19 protein-coding genes are annotated in these 18,676 nt (G+C 67.8%); 5 read left to right on the top strand and 14 right to left on the bottom strand.

All coding sequences use genetic code 11. The annotated features are described in order from the left end of the window. Positions 1 to 21: 21 nt before the first annotated feature. Both AWC27_RS07705 and AWC27_RS07710 read left to right on the top strand, forming a co-directional pair. Positions 22 to 798, top strand: a complete 777-nt coding sequence (locus tag AWC27_RS07705) for an S-methyl-5'-thioadenosine phosphorylase (RefSeq protein WP_245846922.1) — start codon at positions 22 to 24, stop codon at positions 796 to 798. Next, positions 795 to 1,826, top strand: coding sequence for an NAD-dependent epimerase/dehydratase family protein (locus tag AWC27_RS07710; RefSeq protein ID WP_085669935.1), 1,032 nt, complete (start codon positions 795 to 797; stop codon positions 1,824 to 1,826). Before AWC27_RS07705 ends, AWC27_RS07710 begins: the two co-directional genes overlap by 4 nt. A gap of 6 nt (positions 1,827 to 1,832) precedes the next feature. Here the strand turns inward: AWC27_RS07710 and AWC27_RS07715 are convergent, their stop codons facing one another. Further along, the gene (locus AWC27_RS07715) at positions 1,833 to 3,455 is read right to left on the bottom strand and encodes a DUF7937 domain-containing protein (protein WP_139836840.1); all 1,623 of its coding nucleotides are present in this window, start codon (positions 3,453 to 3,455) and stop codon (positions 1,833 to 1,835) included. Between the two features lie 340 nt (positions 3,456 to 3,795). Here AWC27_RS07715 and AWC27_RS07720 point away from each other — a divergent pair, with 340 nt between their 5' ends. The 3 genes from AWC27_RS07720 to AWC27_RS07730 are packed head-to-tail and all read left to right on the top strand — an operon-like array spanning position 3,796 to position 7,028. Then, positions 3,796 to 5,658, top strand: coding sequence for a DUF7159 family protein (locus tag AWC27_RS07720; RefSeq protein WP_085669936.1), 1,863 nt, complete (start codon positions 3,796 to 3,798; stop codon positions 5,656 to 5,658). A gap of 48 nt (positions 5,659 to 5,706) precedes the next feature. Then, positions 5,707 to 6,363 (top strand): glycosyltransferase family 2 protein, encoded by a 657-nt coding sequence (locus AWC27_RS07725; protein ID WP_085669937.1) that lies wholly within the window; start codon positions 5,707 to 5,709, stop codon positions 6,361 to 6,363. Further along, entirely contained in the window at positions 6,360 to 7,028 is a 669-nt protein-coding gene (locus tag AWC27_RS07730; protein ID WP_085669938.1) for a TIGR04282 family arsenosugar biosynthesis glycosyltransferase, read from the top strand. The genes AWC27_RS07725 and AWC27_RS07730 overlap by 4 nt, the downstream gene beginning before the upstream one ends. 95 nt (positions 7,029 to 7,123) lie before the next feature. On the opposite strand, the gene AWC27_RS07735 is transcribed toward AWC27_RS07730, so the two are convergent. The 13 genes from AWC27_RS07735 to fadD8 all read right to left on the bottom strand — a co-directional run bounded on the left by AWC27_RS07735 (position 7,124) and on the right by fadD8 (position 18,570). Further along, a complete protein-coding gene (locus AWC27_RS07735; RefSeq protein WP_085669939.1) occupies positions 7,124 to 8,404 on the bottom strand; it encodes an APC family permease in 1,281 nt (426 codons plus the stop codon). Positions 8,405 to 8,410: 6 nt separating this feature from the next. Next, complete coding sequence (locus AWC27_RS07740) at positions 8,411 to 9,763, bottom strand: hypothetical protein (protein WP_085669940.1); 1,353 nt, start codon at positions 9,761 to 9,763, stop codon at positions 8,411 to 8,413. Positions 9,764 to 9,774: 11 nt separating this feature from the next. Beyond that, positions 9,775 to 10,824 (bottom strand): o-succinylbenzoate--CoA ligase, encoded by a 1,050-nt coding sequence (gene menE, locus AWC27_RS07745; RefSeq protein ID WP_245846934.1) that lies wholly within the window; start codon positions 10,822 to 10,824, stop codon positions 9,775 to 9,777. Positions 10,825 to 10,916: 92 nt separating this feature from the next. Further along, positions 10,917 to 11,219: a DUF3349 domain-containing protein gene (locus AWC27_RS07750; protein ID WP_083115681.1), complete on the bottom strand. Its 303-nt coding sequence runs from the start codon at positions 11,217 to 11,219 to the stop codon at positions 10,917 to 10,919. A gap of 54 nt (positions 11,220 to 11,273) precedes the next feature. Beyond that, positions 11,274 to 11,564 carry a hypothetical protein gene (locus AWC27_RS07755; RefSeq protein ID WP_085669942.1) on the bottom strand — a complete coding sequence of 97 codons (291 nt, stop codon included), beginning with the start codon at positions 11,562 to 11,564 and terminating at the stop codon, positions 11,274 to 11,276. Then, positions 11,561 to 12,802, bottom strand: coding sequence for an inorganic phosphate transporter (locus AWC27_RS07760; protein ID WP_085669943.1), 1,242 nt, complete (start codon positions 12,800 to 12,802; stop codon positions 11,561 to 11,563). Before AWC27_RS07760 ends, AWC27_RS07755 begins: the two co-directional genes overlap by 4 nt. A gap of 119 nt (positions 12,803 to 12,921) precedes the next feature. Continuing rightward, positions 12,922 to 13,308: a VOC family protein gene (locus tag AWC27_RS07765; protein ID WP_085669944.1), complete on the bottom strand. Its 387-nt coding sequence runs from the start codon at positions 13,306 to 13,308 to the stop codon at positions 12,922 to 12,924. A 13-nt stretch (positions 13,309 to 13,321) separates the two neighbouring features. Then, on the bottom strand, positions 13,322 to 13,945 hold the full coding sequence (locus tag AWC27_RS07770; protein ID WP_085669945.1) for a maleylpyruvate isomerase family mycothiol-dependent enzyme: 624 nt from the start codon (positions 13,943 to 13,945) through the stop codon (positions 13,322 to 13,324). Then, positions 13,938 to 14,816, bottom strand: coding sequence for an SDR family oxidoreductase (locus AWC27_RS07775; RefSeq protein WP_085669946.1), 879 nt, complete (start codon positions 14,814 to 14,816; stop codon positions 13,938 to 13,940). The genes AWC27_RS07770 and AWC27_RS07775 overlap by 8 nt, the downstream gene beginning before the upstream one ends. Positions 14,817 to 14,838: 22 nt before the next feature. Next, entirely contained in the window at positions 14,839 to 15,741 is a 903-nt protein-coding gene (locus AWC27_RS07780; RefSeq protein ID WP_085669947.1) for a 1,4-dihydroxy-2-naphthoyl-CoA synthase, read from the bottom strand. Beyond that, the gene (locus tag AWC27_RS07785; RefSeq protein WP_085669948.1) at positions 15,738 to 16,427 is read right to left on the bottom strand and encodes a hypothetical protein; all 690 of its coding nucleotides are present in this window, start codon (positions 16,425 to 16,427) and stop codon (positions 15,738 to 15,740) included. The genes AWC27_RS07780 and AWC27_RS07785 overlap by 4 nt, the downstream gene beginning before the upstream one ends. A 3-nt stretch (positions 16,428 to 16,430) precedes the next feature. Continuing rightward, on the bottom strand, positions 16,431 to 16,880 hold the full coding sequence (locus AWC27_RS07790; protein ID WP_139836828.1) for a nitroreductase family deazaflavin-dependent oxidoreductase: 450 nt from the start codon (positions 16,878 to 16,880) through the stop codon (positions 16,431 to 16,433). A gap of 88 nt (positions 16,881 to 16,968) precedes the next feature. Then, complete coding sequence (gene fadD8 / locus AWC27_RS07795; RefSeq protein WP_085669950.1) at positions 16,969 to 18,570, bottom strand: fatty-acid--CoA ligase FadD8; 1,602 nt, start codon at positions 18,568 to 18,570, stop codon at positions 16,969 to 16,971. Positions 18,571 to 18,676 lie beyond the last annotated feature (106 nt).

Raw genomic sequence — 18,676 nt, forward strand, 5'->3', positions numbered from 1 at the left:
CCTATGCACAACAATGGGCTCATGATCGGAGTGATCGGCGGCAGCGGCTTCTACACGTTCCTCGGCTCCGACGAACGGACCGTCAACCCGGACACTCCCTACGGCGAGCCGAGCGCGCCGATCACGATCGGCTTCATGGATCGGCACGAGGTCGCGTTCCTGCCCCGGCACGGAACTAACCACCGCTACTCCGGACACACCGTGCCGTATCGGGCCAACATGTGGGCGCTGCGCGCGCTCGGGGTGCGGCGCGTCTTCGCGCCGTGCGCGGTCGGCAGCCTGAACCCCGGCCTGGGGCCGGGCGCCATCGTGGTGCCCGACCAGCTGGTCGACCGGACCCAGGGCCGGGCCGACACCTATTTCGACACCGGCGGGGTGCACGCCAGCTTCGCTGACCCGTACTGCCCGACGCTGCGCACCGCGGTCACCGGCCTGCCCGACGTGGTCGACGGAGGCACCATGGTGGTGATTCAGGGCCCGCGGTTTTCCACCCGCGCCGAAAGTCAGTGGTACGCCGGCGCCGGGTTCAGTCTGGTCAACATGACCGGCTACCCGGAGGCGATACTCGCCCGCGAACTCGAATTATGCTATGCCACAATAGCTTTGGTGACAGATGTGGACGCTGGAGTGGCTGCGGGCGAAGGTGTCAAAGCCGCGGATGTGTACGCCGGATTCGGGGAGAACATCGAGTTGCTCAAGCAAGTGGTGAGAGCGGCGATCGGCCGGGTCGCCGATGACCGCACCTGTATCCATTGTCGGCACCACGCCGGTGTCCCGCTGCCCTTCGAGCTGCCGTGAGGGTGCTGCTGACCGGCGCGGCCGGCTTCATCGGGTCGCGGGTGGCTGCGGCGCTGCGGGCCGAGGGGCACGAGGTGATCGGTGTTGACGTGTTGCTGCCCGCCGCGCACGGCCCAAACCCATTGCTGCCGGAGGGGTGTCACCGCGTCGACGTCCGCGACGCCGACGCCCTGGCCCCGCTGCTGGCCGGCGTCGACGCGGTGTGTCATCAGGCCGCGATGGTGGGGGCCGGGGTAGATGCCGCTGACGCGCCGCAGTACGGCGCCCACAACGACTTCGCCACGACGGTGTTGCTCGCGCAGATGTTCGCCGCCGGGGTTCGCCGACTGGTGCTGGCGTCATCGATGGTGGTATACGGGCAGGGCCATTACGCCTGCCCCGAACACGGATTGGTCGACCCGCTGCCGCGGCGGCGCGCCGATCTCGACGCCGGGATCTTCGAGCACCGCTGCCCGGCGTGCGGGGAGCCGGTCACCTGGCGGCTGGTCGACGAGGATGCCGCACTGCGGCCGCAAAGCCTCTATGCCGCCAGCAAGACGGCGCAGGAGCACTACGCGCTGGCGTGGTCGGATGCGACGGGCGGCTCGGTGGTCGCGCTGCGCTACCACAACGTCTACGGTCCCGGCATGCCGCGCGACACACCGTATTCCGGAGTGGCGGCCATCTTCCGCTCGTCGATCGAAAGGGGTGAGCCGCCAAGGGTTTTCGAAGACGGAGCGCAGATGCGCGATTTCGTCCACGTCGACGATGTCGCGGCCGCCAACCTGGCCGCCATGACTACGGATCGAGAAGGCTTCACCGCGGCCAACGTCTGCTCCGGGCGGCCGATTTCGATTCTGCAAGTTGCCGCCGCGCTGTGCGATGCCCGCGGCGACTCACTGGTACCGGTAATCACCGGTCAGTACCGCAGCGGCGACGTGCGCCACATCGTCGCCGACCCGGCACGCGCCGCCGAGGTGCTCGGCTTCCGTGCGGCCGTCGAACCGCTGGACGGCCTGCGCGAATTCGCGTTCGCGCCGCTGCGCTAGCCGGCGTTAGGAAGGGCGCCGGAAGATCTTCGGCCGGGACGGGGGCGCGGATTCCCCGGGCCGGAAGATGCGCGGTGACGCGGCCGGCCTGGACAGGTCGGTGGTAGGCGGGTCGTCGTCGTCGACGGCGGTGGCCGTCATCGAGGGTACGGGCGCACCGAACTTGGTCGTCTGCGCCTCGGAGGGAAGCGCTGCGCCGGAATGGATTTGGCCGCCAGCCGGAGCGGGACGCCCCGGGCGGGGCCGGCGCGGGTGCCGCGGTCCCTGCGCGCGCCGGGGCCGGCGGATGCGTCCGGCGACGATGACCGCGGCGACGATGCACAGTGCCATCCCACACAGGACGACGTCGAAGGTGCTGGTGATCTGTTGGGCGAGATTGTTTCCGTAGACCGGGTTGGCGGATCCGCCCGGATTGTCCTGGAACCGCGGCGCCAACATCACCCCGAGGATGACCCGACAGATGGTGAGGCTGAACAACAGTCCGCACAACAACGAGACGAGTCTGGGCCGCAGTGCCTCATTGGTCAGGTTGAAGTAGAGCCACAGCGCCAAAACTGCGGTCGCCAGATCGAACGCGGCCAATGTCATGCTGTCGTAGCGCGAGAACGGGTAATCCAGCACCACCGCGACCAGCAGATCGGTGATCCGCATCAGCACCGAGCTGAACGCCCATATGACGATGAGCAGCAATCCCTTTCGAATCGCCGTGCGCCAAACGTCTTTATCGAAGCGGGTATTCGCGGAGCTGAACAGGGTCAGCGGCGCGAACAGCGCCGCACCGGCCGCCCACGCCAGATACCCCTCGTATCCCACACCGGCCGTCGACGTGTTCTGCGCGATGCCGTGGAAGGCGTCGACCTCGCGGCCGATCGGAAGTAGCCACACAATGACCCCGGCAACCAGGGTCGAGGCTCCGAGCGCCAACGCCGCGAGACGGGAAGGCTTGTCGCCGCGCATAATCCAGCGCGACGCCACCAGGACCGCGGCCAGTGCCACCGCCCCGTACACCACCGCGGTCACCAGGACAGCGATGTTTTGTTTGCCGAAACCAACCGAATTGTCGGAGCCCTGCAGAGCGAACCGCACCCGCCAGCACAGGTTGAAGCCAGAGCTGAGCGCCGCACCGAACATCGACGCGTAGCCGATCAGCCGGGCGCTTCGCAGCCGGCGGTGGGAGTAATCGTCAGCGTCGGCGATCGGCGCAGCGAACACCGGTTGCGCACTCAACAGCGACCCGGCCACACCCAGCCAAGCACCCGGCCCCACGCCACCGGGCACATGGACAGTGCCACCGGACCGGATCGTCTGGAACGCGTCGTAAGCGATGAACGCCCAGATCAGCAATTGATACGGAATGTTGAGCCACAGCCGCAGCCGCCCGGCCGATGCCGGATCTGCGCGCAGCCGCGTCACGACCAATGCCGCCAGCGAGAGCAGCGTGACCACCAGCAGCACCACCCAGATCCCCACGTTGCTGCCGGGTATGCGCAAACCGAAATACAGGTTCCATGGGAACGCCAGCGCCAGCACCAGCAGCACGCCGGCGGTGGCATCGCGAATGCTGTTCTGCTTTCGGATCGGTTCGGGTACCGGACCGGCGGGTGCCTGCCGCGCCTGCGCGCCCGCGATGGGGCCGGTAGGCGTTTCGTCGCTGCTCAGGCTCACGGTGTCCCCCAAGGATTCAAGGTCGGGTACTGCTGGCGCAGATTCGGTCTTGCGGCGAGGGAACCCCCTGCCGGGGCCGCTGCGTTGTTCGGTTGCGAACATATTCTCCATTCGGACGACGCGACAGTGGCTGTGAGCAGGTTATGAACACGCGGTGACTGTTTCCGCTGGTTGGGAATCCAGTTACGCTGCGCTCATAGGGGAGCCTTTGTCGCCCGAATGACGAATATTGCCGACGGTATCGAAGTCTAATGATGCCGGGACATTGCTGGTTGCGGGGTGGCCAGCCGAAGGAGAGCCGTTAATGGACGTCGTGTTGGGGGTGGCGGTCACGGGTCAGGTCGCGCGCCTGGCCCTGCTCGAGCCGGCCGCTCGCGGTGAGGGCGTCATCGACCAGTACTCGGTCGATGTCGGTGACAATCCGGTCGCTGTGCTGACCGAAACCGTGGTGGGCACGCACCGGCTGCTGGACGATGACCACCACCGGCTCGTCGCCACCCGGCTGTGCTGGTCGGATCAGGACCAGGCCTACCGGCTGCAGCAGGCGCTCACCGATTCCGGTGTCCTCAACGTCGAGGTGCTGTCCGAATCGCAGGCTGCGACGGCATTGCTGGGCGCCGGGCGGTCGGGCGCTGCGGTGCTGCTGGTCGGCGACGAGACGGCGAGCCTGTCGATGCTGGGCTCCGATGACGCGCCGCCCACCCTGCTGGCGGCCGCGCCCACCGCGGACGCCGAGGCCACCGGCATGTTCGACACGATGGTGGCCCGGCTCGGCGACCAAGCGGGCGCCTCGGGCGACGTCTTCGTGCTGGGCACCGATTCCGACCACACCACAGCTATAGCCGACCAGGTTCGGGCCGCCTCCACGATGAGCGTGCAGGTTCCCGACGACCCCACATTCGCACTGGCCCAGGGAGCTGCAATGGCCGGCGCGGCGAGCGCGACGATGGCTGCGCCTGCGCTGTCGCCCGATGCGACGATGGCGGCGCCGGCCGTAGGCGCCGACGCGACGATGGCCGTGCCGGTGCCCGGGGACGCGACGATGGTCGCGCCCTATGCCTCCGCCGGCGATGCAGGCCAGCCCGGCGCAGAGGATGACCAGCTGGCCTACTCGCAGTCCGGCGAGCACGACATCCTTCCCGTCGATATGGACGGTTACGACGAATATGGCGAGGGCTACGACGACGAGTTCGAGCCGGAGGAGGATCGTCCGGAGCGGCTGAATCGCCGGGCGTTGCTGATCGGCAACGCTGTCGTGGCGTTCGCGGTCATCGGGTTTGCTTCGCTGGCCGTCGCGGTGGCGGTCGCTGTGCGGCCGACCGCGGCGTCGCAGCCGGTTGAGGGACATCAGAACGCCCAGCCGGGCAAGTTCATGCCGCTGTTGCCGACTCAGCAGCAGGCGCCGGTGCCGCCGCCTCCGATCGATATGCCCACCGCGGGTTTCCAGGGCGGCACCATTCCTCCGGTTGAGGCCGCCGTACCGCGGCAGGTGCCCGCGCAGGTGCCCGTTGCGCCGGCGCCGGTTCCCGGTGTGGTGCCCGCGCCGGTGCCGATCCCGGTCCCGATCATCGTTCCGTATCCGGGCTGGCAGCCGGGCATGCCGACGTACCCGACCTGGTCACCGCCCACCACCACACCGCCGACGACACCGCCCACCACACCGCCGACGACACCGCCCACCACACCGCCCACCACACCGCCCACCACACCGCCCACCACACCGCCGACCACACCACCGACCACAGTGGCGCCGCCGACCACCACCGTCGCCCCGACGACGGTGGCGCCCACCACTGTCGCGCCGACGACGGTGGCTCCGACTACCGTCGCGCCGGAGCCGACCGAGGCACCCACGCAGGCGCCCACCCAGGCACCGACCCAGGCGCCCACCCAGCAGACGGTGGCCCCGGCGCCGACCCAGCAGCAGACCGTGGCTCCTGCGCCGACCCAGCAGCAGACCGTGGCGCCGCAGGCGCCGCAGACCGTGGCTCCGGCCCCGCAGCCGCCGACAGGTGGCGGTAGTAGCGGCGGTAGCGGCGGGAGTAGCGGAGGCAGTGGTGGCAGCAGCGGCGGTGGTAGCGGCGGCGGCCACTCCGGCAGCGGCGGTGGCAGCAGCGGTGGCAGCAGCGGTGGCAGCAGCGGCGGCCACTCCGGCTCGGGCCACTGATTCAGGGGATTCCGATCACGGAGGCGGCTTCACCTAAGGTCGGTTCCCATGGCCGACGACGCGGTGACGGTGGTACTGCCCTGCCTCAACGAGGAGGAGTCGCTACCGGCGGTGCTGGCCGCGATTCCGGCCGGCTATCGAGCGCTGGTGGTGGACAACAACTCCACCGATGACACTGCGGCCGTCGCCACCCGCCATGGCGCGCAGGTGGTTGCCGAACCGCGGCCAGGATACGGCTCGGCGGTACACGCCGGCGTGGTGGCCGCAACCACGCCCATCGTGGCGGTGATCGACGCGGACGGCTCGATGGACGCCGGTGATCTACCCAGGCTGGTGGCTGAACTAGAGCGCGGCGCCGACCTGGTGACCGGCCGGCGGCGACCGGTGCACGGGCTGCACTGGCCCTGGGTCGCGCGGGTGGGCACGGTGGTGATGAGCTGGCGGCTGCGCACCAGGCATGGCCTGCCGGTGCACGACATCGCCCCGATGCGGGTAGCGCGGCGAGCGGCCCTGCTGAAGTTGGGCGTCGCCGATCGGCGGTCGGGATATCCGCTGGAACTGCTGGTGCGTGCCGCGGCCGCGGGCTGGCGGGTGGTCGAACTCGATGTCAGCTACGGTCCCCGGACCGGCGGCAAATCAAAGGTGAGCGGTTCGCTGCGGGGCAGCATCACCGCGATCGTCGACTTCTGGAAAGTGATCTCGTGAACGCGCTGCCAGTCACGGTGTTAGTGGTCGCCAAGGCGCCGGAGCCCGGCCGGGCCAAGACCCGGCTGGCCGCCACGGTGGGCGATCAGGTGGCTGCCGGCATTGCCGCGGCCGCACTGCTCGACACCCTGGATGCGGTGGCTGCCGCACCGGTGGCCAAGCGCGTGGTGGCGCTCACCGGAGACCTCGACAGCGCCGCCGAGGGTAGCCAGATCAGGCAGCGGCTTGACTCCTTCACCGTGATCGGGCAACGCGGCGACGACTTCGCCGAGCGGTTGGCCAACGCGCACGCCGACACCGCGGCTTACGGATACCCCGTGCTGCAGATCGGTATGGACACCCCGCAGGTGAGCGCCGAGCTACTCGCCGATTGCGCACAGCGATTGCTCGACGGGCCTTCGGCGCTGCTCGGGTTTGCCTTCGACGGCGGCTGGTGGTTGCTCGGGCTGCGCACACCAACCGTTGCTGGATGCCTGCGGGCGGTTCCGATGTCGCAGTCCGACACCGGCGAGTTGACGTGGAAGGCGTTGCAACGCAACGGGATAGATGCTGTGGAGGTGCAGCGACTGGCCGACTTCGATGTCGTCGACGACGTCGCGGTGGTTCGCGACGGGTGCGCGGCGGGAAGTCGCTTCGCGCGGGTCACTCGCGCCGCTGGGCTCTGAGGCCCTTTGTAATCGAGTGTGCGGTCTGGGCTTTCGCTGTGCGTCCAGGGCGGTGTAAGCGCCGGATCCCCGCCATGCGTGCACACCCGAAGCCGTCAGTTCACGCTCGATGCGCGCACGGCAATAGCGCGCCCGCCGACCCCGAAAGCAAACACTCCCAGCCCGACTACCACCGATTGCCACGGCAACGTGGCGACCAGGATCAGGCAACCGGCAACTCCGCAGACGTCCCTGATCCGCGAGCCGCGAGGCTGCGCGGGCAGGGTGTACGCGGCGGCGTTGGCGATCGCGTAGTAGATCAACACCCCGAACGACGAGAAACCGATCACCCCGCGCAGGTCCACGGTGGCCACCAGCACACAGACCACGGCCGCAACGGCTATTTCGGCATGGTGGGGTACCTGGTAGCGCGGATGGACGGCGGCCAGCCAGGCGGGAAGATCGCGATGACGCGCCATCGCCAGCACCGTGCGGCCCAGACCGGCGATCAGGGCCAGCAGTGCGCCGACACTGGCCAGCACGCCACCGACCGCTACGACGGGTATCAGCCATGCCACGCCGGCGGCGCGCACCGCCTCGGTCAGTGGCGCGGCGGCATGGGCCAGCCGGTCCGGGCCTGCGGCCAGCAATGCCGCCACCCCGACGACGAGATAGATGCCCACCGCGATGGCCAGCGCGAGCTTGATCGCTTTCGGGATGGTGCGCGCCGGATCACGGACCTCTTCACCCATGGTCGCGATTCGTGCGTAACCGGCGAACGCGAAAAACAGCAGACCGGCTGACTGCAGCACCCCGTACACGGTGAACCCCGACCATGCTCCGGTCAGCGAATGCGACTGCCCGGGATGAGCTGTGGCCAACCCGAGGAAAATCCCGATCACCACCGCCGCCAGCGCAATCACCGTGCAGGCCACCAGTATTCGGGCCAGCATCGCAGTCTTGGTGATGCCGCGGTAATTCAGTGCGGCTAAAGCGATGACGACGGCGACGCCGAGCGCTCGCTGGGCCCACGCCGGTGTCCCCGACGCGCCGAGGGTATAGGCGGCCACCGTCAGCGCCATCGCCGCACACGAGGCCGTCTTGCCGATCACGAATCCCCAGCCGGCCAGAAACCCCCACCACGGGCCCAGGCGTTCCCGTCCGTAGATGTAGGTGCCACCCGAAGTGGGATACACCGCGGCCAGCTGGGCCGACGCGGAGGCGTTGCAGTATGCGATCGCGGCGGCCAGCACCAATCCGATCAACAGACCGAAACCTGCCGCGCGGGCTGCCGGACCGAACGCCGAGAACACTCCGGCGCCAATCATCGAGCCAAGCCCGATCACCACCGCATCGGTGGTACCGAGCCGACGCGCCAACGGAGCCTGTTCTGCCATACCCGCCTACCAGTTCGTGAAGATGATGCTGTTGAGCACCAAGGCTCCGCCGGCGTTGAGGGTCAGGGCAATTCGGTGCCACCGGGGCGGCAGCAATGCCGGCGCCGCGGTCAGCCAGATGGTGAACGGCAGCCAGATGCGTTCGGTCTCGGCCTTGCTCAGCATGCTCAGGTCGGCGCACACGATGGCGGCAACCATGGCCAGCAGCAGCAGGTAGAAGCCGGACCGGTCGCGAATGGCCGCCCGGTCGAATAGTCGGCCGACACCTGCGACGCTGCCCAGGCCGACAGCGCACACCGCGCATGCCAGATTCGCCCAACCCCAATACTGGAACGGGCGGTCCTTGGCCACTCCCTGCCAATATCGTTGCTGCACAAGGGTATACCCATCGAACCAGTAAAACCCGGCAACCGCGAAGGCCACCGCGACCGCCAGCGCGGCCAGCACGGCCGGACCCAGGACCCGCAGCGCGGCCCGCCAGTCGGCAGCGGAAAGCAGCACCGCCAAGGCGGGCAATCCCATCAGCATCAGGCCGTAGTTGACGAACACTCCCCAGCCCAGCAGTAAGCCCGCCGCGGCAGCTATCAGTGCCGGGAAGCTAGCCGGCCGGTGCACGGCCACCGCCAGCAACGCGATGCCCCACGCCGCGACACCCGCGTAGTACCCGTCGGCCGAGACCGCGACCCAGATCGCCGTCGGCGCCACCGCCACGAAGGGTGCGGCGCGCCGGGCAAGCTGCTCATCGGCCAGCGCCCGCGTGGCAATCAGCACGGCCGCTGTCGCACTCGAACCGACCAGCAGACACCACAAGCCGGCCCAGGCGCCACCGTGCAGCCCCAGCCGATCCAGCCACACGAACGTCAGCAGTGCGCCCGGCGGATGCCCGGAGACGTGCGTGACCCAGGAATTGGGCTGGAAGTCGACGATGCGGCTGGCGAACGTCCCCAAAGTGGCTGGGATGTCGGTTACGCCGGGGACCTCCCGTAGATACTCGTCGCTGGTGGTCAACCGGCCGGCGAAGCCGCGCTGCCAGCCGTCGATCATCGCCAGGGAAAACGCCCAGGCGCAGGCCGTGGCCCAGGTTCCCAGTGTCAGCCCACGCCACGAAATCCGTTGTGCCACAGCAGGACCCCACACCACCGCGGCTAAGCCGATCAGGAGTGCGGGCACCGTGCCCCAGCCGACGTGAGCGTCCCAGTAGCCGAAGATCGGTGCGGCCCCGGCATGCCAGTCGAACCGCTCCAAGCCGATGTCCGAACGCGGCTTGACGCCAAAATTCATTCGGGGCAGGACGACTGCCGCCGTCACCAGGGTGACGCCGACGACAAGCGCCCACAGTTCCCGGCGACCGATCCTCACGAGAGACCAGCCTATTGGCTGGGTCCGGCGAACCGGCGCACCAGCGCCGTCCGGTCGAGCTTGCCGATCCCGCGTCGCGGCAGCTCGTCGACGATATGCAGTTCGCGCGGCGCCGCGCTGAGGTCGAGGGTGGCTGCCAGGTGTGCGCGCAGCGCGTCCAGTGTCGGCGCCGGTGACCCGTCGCTGACCACCACCGCAGCGGCCACCCGCTGGCCCAGCCGGTCGTCGGGCACGCCGAAGACAGCGCAGTCGCTTACCGCGGGATGGCCGCCCAGCGCGGCCTCGACGAGCTGCGGCAGCACGGTCAGGCCGCCCGTGCTGATCGCGTCGTCGGTGCGGCCCAGCACGCTCAGCACCCCCGAATCATCGACGGCGCCAATGTCATCGGTGTAAAACCAGCCCGGCTCGGCGAACGGATCGGGCTCGACCGCGTTGCGATAGCCCTTGGCCAGGGTCGCCCCGCCCAGCACGATGCGTCCGTCGGCTTCGAGGCGCAGCCGCACCCCCTCGAGTGGAACACCGTTGTAGACACACCCTCCCGCGGTTTCGCTCATCCCGTAGGTGCGGACCACCGTGATGCCGGCCGCGTTGGCGGCGTCCAGCACCCGCCGCGGCGCCGGTCCGCCACCGATCAGCACGGCGTCCAGCTCGGCCAGGGCGGCCGTCGCCGCGGGGTCGGTGAGCGCCTTGGCCAGCTGCGTGGCGACCAGCGACGTATAGCGCCGTCCGGAAGCCAATTTGCTTACCGCACGAGGTAATTCGGTGATATCGAAGCCGCCGGAGACGTCCAGCGCGACCGGCGCCGAGCCGGCCAGCACGCTGCGCACCAGCACTTGCAGACCCGCGATGTGATAGGGCGGCACGGCCAGCAGCCAGCTGCCCGCTCCGCCCAGACGATCATGCGTGGCGTGCGCGCTGGCGCGAAGTGCGGCAGCGGTCAGCAACGCACCCTTGGGTGCACCCGTGGTTCCCGACGTCGTCACCACCAGGGCTACGTCGTCGTCGATCACTTCACCCACTCGCAGGTCGGGCAGCGCAGCGTGCTCGGGCACTACCACCATCGCGGGGTCGCGGCCTTGCAGAACCCGCTCGAGTGCGGGCAACAGCGACGAGGTGGCCGACCCCGGGGAAACGCTCAGCGCGCGCAAGACGGCTATGCGTGGTCCTCGCTGTCGCGGATGTTATCCAGCGGCCATCCCTTGGCGGCTAATCGCTTGCGCACTCGCTCGATGTCGTCGGGCGATGGCAGATCGTCGGTGAATTGGGTGATGACCACACCGATGTCGATCTGGTCGAACTCGCCGCGCTGCATCAACTCGTTGGCAACCGCCTGAACCTCGTCGTTGGTCAAGCGGCGGGCTAGCAGGGCGAGCACCGCGAACGAGTCGGTTGGCGGCACGCCTTCGGGGTATCCCGCGCGCAGCCACGACACGATCGAGGTGAGAAAATTGTTCACGCGATACAACTTCCCGTTGAGGCCGTGGTCAAACCCTATGCCACGGATACGAGACTACTTCGGTTTGGCTCCGAGGAACGCCCAACCTGTGTGATGCGCGATGAAGTCGCGGGCGATGTAGAGCACGCCGATGACGATCACCGCGAGGACCACTGCGTAGATCAGCCAGGCGAGCGCAGTCAGAACCGGGTTGCGGTGCGGCGCGGAGCCATTGGTGGTGATGTCTCCGGCACCGGCGGCCTGCAAACGCACTCCCACCGCGAATAGACCGGGCAGCGCCGCACCGGCCAGCAGGCTGAAAATCAGGATCTTCAGTGTGGCTTCGTAGTTGAACCAGTTGTTCATGACGCGTTCCCCGCGGTAACCGTGTCGTCGTCGGAATCGAATCGGGGCACCGGGGCCCCGATATTAGGGCCCGCAGGCGGCGGTTTGACGTCGTCGGACCCTTCGAGGCCCGCGGTCAAGTTGCCTTCCCACTGGGCGTTGACATTCTTGTGGTCGACCTTCACCTTGCGCGACCGCAGGTAGATGGTGGCAGACACCGCGACCAACAGCGAGAAGCCGACGATTGCGCCGGGGTACCCGCCAATGAGGTGCACGATCCAGTAGGTGAGCGCCCCGACCAGGCCGGCCAGTGGAAGGGTGACCAGCCACGCGGTCGCCATCCGGCCGGCCACGCCCCAGCGCACCTCGCCGCCCGGCTTGCCCAGGCCGCTGCCCAGCACCGACCCGGTGCAGACCTGGGTGGTGGACAATGCGTAGCCGAAGTGGGCCGAGAGCAGAATGACTGCGGCCGAGGATGATTCGGCCGCCATGCCCTGCGGTGGGTTTATTTCCACCAGCCCCTTGCCCAGGGTTCGGATGATCCGCCAGCCGCCCAGGTAGGTGCCCAGCGCCATCGCGATGGCGCAACTCACGATGACCCACAGCGGGGGCATCACGGCGGTCTTGCTCACCGCGCCGTAGGACATCAGCGCCAGGAAGATCACGCCCATCGTCTTCTGTGCGTCGTTGGTTCCGTGTGCCAGTGACACCAGCGACGCCGAGCCGATCTGGCCGCGCCGGAATCCGTTGGCGGTGCGGTTTTCCGAGACCCCGCGGGTGATCCAGTACACCAGCCAGGTGGCCGCCGCCCCGACGACTACGGCCAGCAGCGCGGCGATGATGGCCGGGATTATCACCTTGGACACCACGCCGTGCCAGATCACCCCGCGGCTGCCGACGGCGGCGATGGTGGCGCCGACGATGCCGCCGATCAACGCGTGCGACGAACTTGACGGGATCCCCAGCAGCCAGGTCAGCAAATTCCACACAATGCCGCCGACCAAGCCGGCGAACACCAGTTCCAGGGTCACCAGGTTGGCATCGATGAGGCCCTTGGCGATGGTGGCCGCGACGGCCGTCGACAGGAACGCACCGAGCAGGTTCAGCGCCGCGGACAGCACCACCGCCGCCTTGGGCGCCAGCGCGCCGCTGGCGATGGAAGTCGCCATGGCGTTGCCGGTGTCGTGGAACCCGTTGGTGAAGTCGAAAGCCAATGCTGTGATCACGACGATGATCAAGAGGAACAAATCGATGTTCACAGGCCCTGATTCTGGTGGTAGGGGTATTCCGTTGTCGAACAAACGACTAGGCGAAATGCGGGTGTACTGCGACTCGTCGCCAGATGTTACCTATTCGTTCACCTTGGGTTCGTCCGCGTTCACTGCCGGGTGTCCTGACGCAGCGGATGGCCCCTGGGGACCTCGATGAAAATCAGTGTGACGCCGTCCGGATCGGTCACGTGCATTTCGTGCAGACCCCACGATTCGCGGCGCGCTTCGCGGGCAATCGGCACCCCGCGGCTGCGCAACTCGGCCTGGGTGGCCTCGAGGTCGCGGACCTGTAGCCACAGCGCACCGGGAAACGGTCCCCGGGAGTGGTCGGGTTCGCCGAAGCCGGCCAGTTCGAGCAGCGACTGGCCGGCGAAAAACACTGTGCCGGCTCCATATTCACGGGCGATGGCCAGCCCGATCTCATCTCGGTAGAAGCTCAGTGATCGTTCATAGTCTGCCGGCCGAAGCAGCATGCGGCTGGCCAGGATCTCCATGTTGTCGTGTCTATCACGCGCAGCGGTTACGCAGGGTCGGCACGCCGGGTCCGCGGAGGTCCCCGCAGGCGGCGCCCCGCCCGGTCATGGCCAGCAGCAACGACAGCAGAGGTCCCTCGACCAGCTCACCATGCCCGTGCTGCCAGTCGTCATCGGTCGCGTGCAGCGCCAGTCCGGCCACCCGCTTCTTGGCGCCACTGAGCAAATTCGAGCCCTTGTAGAAGTCGATCACCTGACGGACGGCGTCAGTCGGGTATGAGTGCGGGATGCCCAGCGGGCGACGGATGTCGGCGCCGTGGATCACCACCTCGCCGAGCCAGGAGACCTTGGGCCCCGGCGGTGCCGAGGTGGAATCCTGCAGGCTGCGGAACTCACCGAGCGTGGCTGCCGGGTCAGGGCCCCGGTGTTTGGCCAGCTGGCCGTTGGCGAACTTGTCGAAGTTGAATCCCGCCTTGAGCATCCCGCCGAAGAACTTTGGCGGATTGAGTGCGGCGGTCGCCGACAAGTGGGCGACGACATCGCGGACCGTCCAGCCGGCGCACAGCGACTGCACGTCCCACTGCCCGGGCGTCAGATCGGTGAGGTCGTCGGCGAGCGCTTTGCGCTCGGCGGCGATGGTGGTCCAGATGTCAGTCATCGTTGATCCGCCTTCCCATCAGGGTGTCGACCCAGCGCGGGCCGACGGTGTTCATCGCCTTCATCGCCAGCGCGATTCGCGGCGCTATTCGCACCGGCCGGGTGCGTGCGGCAGTGACCATCCATTCGCCGGCCTCGCGTGGTGTCAGTGCGGGCAGGCCCCGGTATTCCTTTGTCGGCTCGATCATCGGCGTGGCCACCAGCGGGTAGTACAGGGTGGTCGAGTGCACGCCTTTTCGTCCCCATTCGGTTTCGACGATCCGGCTCACCGCTGACAGCGCGGCCTTCGAAGCGTTGTAGACGGAGAACAGCGGCGACGATTCCGAAAGCACGCCCCAGGTTGCGACGTTGATGATGTGGCCGTCGCCGCGCTGCAGCATCCCGGGGGCCAGGCCGCGGATCAGCCGCAGCGGCGCGTAGTAGTTGAGCACCATGGTCCGCTCGACGTCGTGCCAGCGCTGCAGCGATTCGGCCAACGGCCGGCGGATGGACCGGCCGGCGTTGTTGATCAGAATGTCGATGCCGCCGATCCGCTTCTCGACGTCGGCGACGACGGCATCGATGGCGTCCATGTCCGAGAGGTCGCAGGGGACCGACATGGCCACGCCGCCAGAGGTTGTGATCCGGTCGGCCAGGTCATCCAGCAAGTCCTGACGACGTGCGACGGCAACCACCGTGGCACCCCGCCTCGCGAATTGTTCGGCCGCCGCCTCGCCGATGCCCGACGACGCACCCGTCAGCATCACGCGCTTGCCGTCCAGGTCGATTGGTTTGATCGCGGGCCGGTTGAAGAACAGCTGCGGCGCGGCCGGTGGCCGCATGCCGGCGAGGGTGATGTGTTCGGCCAGCCGGCGCAGCGGACTCTTGCTCACGTGGGGAGTCTAGGCGCGGGTCCTAGAAGTACCGCGGGAACGGGCTCCAGTCCGGCGGACGCTTCTGCAGGAACGCGTCGCGGCCCTCGACGGCCTCGTCGGTCATGTAGGCAAGCCGGGTGGCCTCGCCGGCGAACAGTTGCTGGCCCACCAGCCCGTCATCGAGCAGATTGAACGCGAACTTCAGCATCCGTTGCGCCTGAGGCGATTTGGCGTTGATCTCGGACGCCCACTGGATGCCGACCGTTTCCAGCTGGGCGTGGTCGACGACTTCGTTGACCGCACCCATGTGGTGCATCTGTTCGGCGGTGTACGCGCGGCCGAGGAAGAAGATCTCGCGGGCGAACTTCTGGCCGACCTGGCGGGCCAGATATGCACTGCCGTAACCACCGTCGAAGCTGCCGACGTCGGCGTCGGTTTGCTTGAACCGCGCGTGCTCGCGGCTGGCCAGGGTGAGGTCGCAAACCACGTGCAGGCTGTGCCCACCGCCGGCGGCCCAGCCATTGACCAGGCAGATGACCACCTTGGGCATGAACCGGATCAGCCGCTGCACCTCGAGGATGTGCAACCGGCCGGCGCGCGCGATGTCAACGGTGTCCGCGGTCTCGCCGGAGGCGTACTGATAACCGCTGCGCCCGCGGATGCGCTGATCGCCGCCGGAGCAGAAGGCCCAGCCGCCGTCTTTCGGGGATGGTCCGTTGCCGGTCAACAGCACCACGCCGACGTCGGGGGACATCCGCGCGTGATCGAGTACCCGGTACAGCTCGTCGACGGTGTGCGGCCGAAACGCGTTGCGCACCTCGGGACGGTCGAACGCCACCCGCACTGTGGCGTCCTGGATGTGACGGTGGTAGGTGATGTCGGTCAGATCACCGAACCCGTCGACATCTTGCCACTGTTTGGCGTCAAAGGGGTTGTCGCTCAAGGCTGTTGAACTCCATCCTGGTCGATGGTGAGATTGCCGCAGCTGATCGTCTGTGCCGATGTCACCGCCGGGTCTTGCGCCGAAGTTGCGGTCAGGGTATCCGACCGCCCGATGCTCGCCCGGTTTCCGTCCAGGTCGATCTCGGTGCGGCGGATCGTCCACCGGTCGGTGCTTACCGGCAGCGCTTGCAGGCCGACCAAGTGGCGGCCGTCGCCCAGATCGCTACACCCGATTCCGGTGCCGTTGCCGGCCCGGTTCTGCAGGTCGAACAGGAACGGCCTGCCGTAGTGGCTGTCGACGACGGTCTGCAGCCGGCAGCCGGCGAACACGTAGAGCTGCGCGCTGCGGCCGTCGCTGACAATGACCTGGTATTCGCCGTTGTCCTGGGCATCAATTGCCAAAGCGCGCAATGGAATTGGGCTTGCCGATGAGATCTCGGCATCGGCGTTGGCTCCGCTTGCGGTGCTGACGCCGACGACTCGGGTCATGGCGCCGCTGGCCGCTGCGAAGCTGCCGATCCACAACGCATCCGGCAGTCCGTCGCCGTCGACGTCCCCGATCTGGCGTTGGACGGCGCCCGGCGGCGGAGGTGATCCGCCCGGCGGGCAACCCGGTGCCGCTGATGCGGTTGGCGCAGTGATGCCGATCGCCAATAGCGGCACGGCGAACAGAAAGCGACGCAGCATGGGCTAGATCGGATCGAACCGGAAGACGGCGCAGCGCCCGGCCAGCGCCTCGAACTCGTCGGGCCGTCCCTCCTCGACGAGTCCGGATCGCTTCATGAAACCGACGCCGGTGGGTACCTCGGTCGGAAAGGCCCGCAGCAGCGGCCTGGCTTGCTCGGCGGACATCTCAACCATTTTGACGCGCTCCTTGGAACGGCCGCGGGTCAGCGTGACTTCGCCTGCGGCCCTTACGTTCTGCACCCAGTCGGCGCCCGGAAAGCCGCCAACGACATACCGCTTGCCGGCCACCGTCATCGGTGTCACCGGCGTCGACCGCGGGGTTCCGGATTTGCGCCCTGGGACCGTCAGCACCACCGGGCTTTCGCCGCCGAAACTCATACCCAGCTTCGACATCTGGATGAACACCTTGTTGGCCGGCTTGAGCCACCAGGGCGGTTTGATGCGCTCGCTCATACCAGCCACAGTAGTCATCGCCGCCGAGCGTGACGCCACAGTTACGCTGGGCCGCGTACGTGACTGCAGCGTCACGTTCGGCGCCAGGTCAGCCCACGGCGCGGCCGGCGCCTTCCCAGAACCGCGCGCGCACTGCTTTCTTGTCCGGCTTGCCCAGTCCGGTCAACGGCAGCGAGTCGACCACCACCACCCGCTTGGGTGACTGCACGGAGCCCTTGCGGTCCTTGACCGCGGCCTGGATCTCGGCGGTCATCGCGGCGACGGCGGCGTCGTCGCGCGCGGCATCGGCACGCAAGACCACCACGGCCGTGACGGCCTCGCCCCACTTCTCGTCCGGCGCGCCGACCACACACACCTGGGCAACCGCAGCGTGCTCGGCGACGACGTCCTCGACCTCGCGCGGGAACACGTTGAAACCGCCGGTAACGATCATGTCCTTGACCCGGTCGACGATGTAGTAGAAACCGTCCTCGTCCTCACGGGCCATGTCCCCGGTGTGCAGCCAGCCGTCCTTGAATGTGTCGGCAGTGGCTTCCGGCAAATTCCAGTAGCCGCCGGCCAAAAGCGGCCCGCTGACACAGATTTCGCCCGGCTCGCCCTGCGGCACCGGTTTGCCGTCCTCACCGAGCAGCGCCACCCGCGCGAACAGCGTCGGGCGCCCGCACGACGTCAGCCGCTTCTCGTCGTGATCTGCCTTGGGCAGATAGGTGATCACCATCGGCGCCTCGGACTGCCCGTAGTACTGGGCGAAGATCGGGCCGAATCGCCGGATCGCCTCGGCCAGGCGCACCGGGTTGATCGCCGAAGCGCCGTAGTACACCGTCTCCAGCGACGACAGGTCGCGGGTATGCGAATCCGGGTGGTCCATTAAGGCGTACAGCATCGACGGCACCAGCATGGTAGCCGTAATGCGTTGCTCCTCAATGATTCTCAATACCTCGCCTGGGTCGAACTTGGCCAGCACGATCATCTCGCCGCCCTTGATCAGGGTGGGAGTGAAGAACGCCGCGCCGGCATGCGAGAGCGGGGTACACATCAGGAACCGCGGGTTGGCCGGCCATTCCCATTCGGCGAGCTGGATCGAGGTCATGGTCGAAATCGACTGGGCGGTACCCATCACCCCCTTGGGTTTTCCGGTGGTGCCGCCGGTGTAGGTCAGGCCGATCACCTGGTTCGGCGGCAGATCGGCGGCCACCAGCGGCTGCGGCTGGTATTTGGCCGCCTCGGCGGACAGATCAATCGCCACGTCTTTCAAAGCATCCGGCACCGGCCCGATGGTCAGGATCTGCTTGAGCGAGTCCACCTTCTCCAGCAGCCCCAGCGCCCGCTCGACGAACATCGGGTTGGGGTCGATGATCAGCGAGCTGATACCGGCGTCGGAAAGCACATAGGCATGGTCGTCCAGCGAGCCAAGCGGGTGCAGGGCGGTGCGCCGATAACCCCGCGCCTGGCCCGCGCCGATGATCATCAGCACCTCGGGACGGTTGAGTGACAGCAGGCCGACCGCGACCCCCGTGCCGGCGCCCAGTGCCTCGAAGGCCTGGATGTATTGGCTGATCCGCTCGGCCAGCTGACCTCCCGTCAAGGTGGTATCGCCCAGGAACAGCACCGGCTTGTTCTTGTGGCGTTTGAGCGCGCCCACCAGCAGGTGTCCGTTGTGGGTCGGGTTGCGCAGCAGCTCGTCACTCATAGCCCAAGACTAGAACGTGTTGCAGTTTGCGTCAGCAACCCCCTTGACCACCCCAAGCCACGTGCCCTCGAATTGTGGCGACCCGCTTCGTCCGGCTCCGCCGCCC

It is taken from the genome of Mycobacterium szulgai (assembly GCF_002116635.1).
GTDB classification, from domain to species: Bacteria; Actinomycetota; Actinomycetes; order Mycobacteriales; family Mycobacteriaceae; genus Mycobacterium; species Mycobacterium szulgai.